At 72.0% G+C, this 2,275-nt stretch carries 1 protein-coding gene; it reads left to right on the plus strand.

Annotation, left to right across the window (positions count from 1 at the left end; all coding sequences use genetic code 11):
• The coding region (locus D7X12_RS40935; RefSeq protein WP_120630514.1) for a MupA/Atu3671 family FMN-dependent luciferase-like monooxygenase at positions 1-2,275 on the plus strand (2,275 nt) is incomplete at both ends.

Below are 2,275 nucleotides of genomic sequence, written 5' to 3' on the forward strand. Positions count from 1 at the left end.
CGCGAGGCTCTGGCGCTGCCCCTCCAGTACGCGGACTTCGGCCAGTGGCAGCGCCAGAGCCTCGCGGAAGCGCGCCTGCCCGAACAGGAGCAGTGGTGGCGTCAGCGACTGGCGGGCATGCCCCGGCAGATCGACCTGCCCACGGACCGGCCCCGCACCGCGCACAGCACGCTCGACTCCGCGCGCATGACCATGGAGATGCCTGCCGCGCTCGCCCGGGAGCTGTCCGCCTTCGCCAAACGCGAAGGCTTCACCCCGTACATGACGGTGCTCGCGGCGTGGCAGACGCTGCTGCATCGCTACAGCGGCCAGACGGACCTCATCGTCGGCACGCCCATCGCGAACCGCACCCGGCCGGAGCTCTTCCCGCTCATCGGCTACGTGGCGCACTCGGCTGCCTTCCGCACGCGCTTCGCGGGCGAGCCGACCTTCCGCGACATGCTCGCGCAGATTCGCGAAGAGGTGAACGACGCCCAGGCGCGGCCGGACGTGCCCTTCGAGTACCTGGTGGAGGCACTGGTTCCCGGCAAGGACATCGGCAAGGGCCGCATGGCCGACTCCGTGTTCGTCTTCCACTCCGGCGTCAGCGCCGGTGCGATGACGCTGGAGCTCCAGGGCATGCGCGGCTCGCTGGTGGAGGTGCCCGGCACGCCCGTGCAGTGGGGTGCCACCCTGGCCGATTTGACGCTCGTGCTCTCCGAGTCCCCGGGCCGTCTCCACGGCGTGCTGGAGTACGCGACGGAGCTGTTCGACGCTGCGTTCGCCGAGCACTTCATGGCGCACTTCCAGGTGCTGCTGTCCGCGGCGATCTCCAAGCCCGACACGCAGGTCTCCCGCCTGCCCCTGTCCACGGAGGCCGAGCGCCGCGCGTGGCCGACGCCCCGCACCGTGGCCGGCTTCACCTCCGTGCCCGCCCTCCTCGCGGACCGGCGTGCCCGTCAGTCCGACGCCGTCGCCGTGTCACGCGGTGACGAGCACTGGACCTGGGCGCGGCTGGGCACCCAGGTGCGGACCCTGGCCGCGCGGCTGCGGTCGCTGGGGGTGAAGGACGGCGCGCCCGTGGCCGTGAGCCTGCGGCCGTCGCCGGAGAAGCTCATCGCGCTGTGGGCCGTGCTGGAGGCCGGCGGCGCGGTGGTCGCGCTGAGCCCCACCGACCTGGGCGAGGTGTCCCTCTATGCCCCCGAAGGCGCGCGCGTGCCGGTGCTCGTCACCTCGCGTGAACTCGTCGCCTCCGTGCGCGTGGAGGCTTCACGCACGCTGTACGTCGAAGACGTCGCCACGCCCTCGGAGGCCTCCATCCCGGAGGTGCCAGGTCGCGGTGAGTCCGACACCCTGGCGTGGCTGCTGCCCATGGGGGCGGGGCAGCCCGCGTGGGCGCTGGGCCACCTGGAACTGTCGGAGTTCTTCGTCGCGCTGGACGCACGGTTCTCGCCCACCGACGGAGGGGCGTGGCTGTCCGCGGGCGAAGCCGCCGCGGACCGTCCGGACCTGGAAGCGCTGTGGGCGCTCTCACGCGGGCTGCGCGTGGTGTTCCCCTCGGAGCAGGTGACGGCGCGGCTGGTGAACCTCGGCGGCGCCGGGCGCCGGGCGAAGGCGATGGACCTGAGCCTCATCTACTTCGCCAACGACGAGGACACCCTCACCGGGCCGAAGTACGAGCTGCTCATCGAAGGCTCGAAGTTCGCGGACGCGAATGGCTTCTCCGCCGTGTGGACGCCAGAGCGCCACTTCGCCTCCTTCGGCGGCCTCTACCCGCAACCGGCCGTGGTGGCCGCGGGCATCGCCACCGTCACCAAGAACCTGCGCCTGCGCTCCGGCAGCGTGGTGCTGCCGCTGCATGATCCGCTGCTCATCGCGGAGCAGTGGTCCGTCGTGGACAACCTGTCGCAGGGCCGCGTGGGCATCTCCGTGGCCACGGGCTGGCACGTCCATGACTTCACCTTCGCGCCGGGCAACTACGAGGACCGGCGCAACATCCTGCTCAAGAATCTCAAGACGCTGCGCGCGCTGTGGCGCGGCGAGAAGGTGACGCGGCCCGCGGGCGCGGGCACGACGGTGGAGCTGTCGCTGCGGCCCAAGCCGGTGCAGAAGGAGCTGCCGGTGTGGCTCACCGCCACGGTGAACCCGGAGACCTTCCGGCTGGCGGGTGAGCTGGGCGCGGGCGTCCTCACGGGCCTGATGTCGCACTCGCTGGAGGAGCTGAAGCCGAAGGTGGCCCTCTACCGCGAGGCGTGGCGCCGCAACGGCCACCCGGGCCGGGGCCACATCACGGTCA

It is taken from the genome of Corallococcus sicarius (assembly GCF_003611735.1).
GTDB lineage: Bacteria > Myxococcota > Myxococcia > Myxococcales > Myxococcaceae > Corallococcus > Corallococcus sicarius.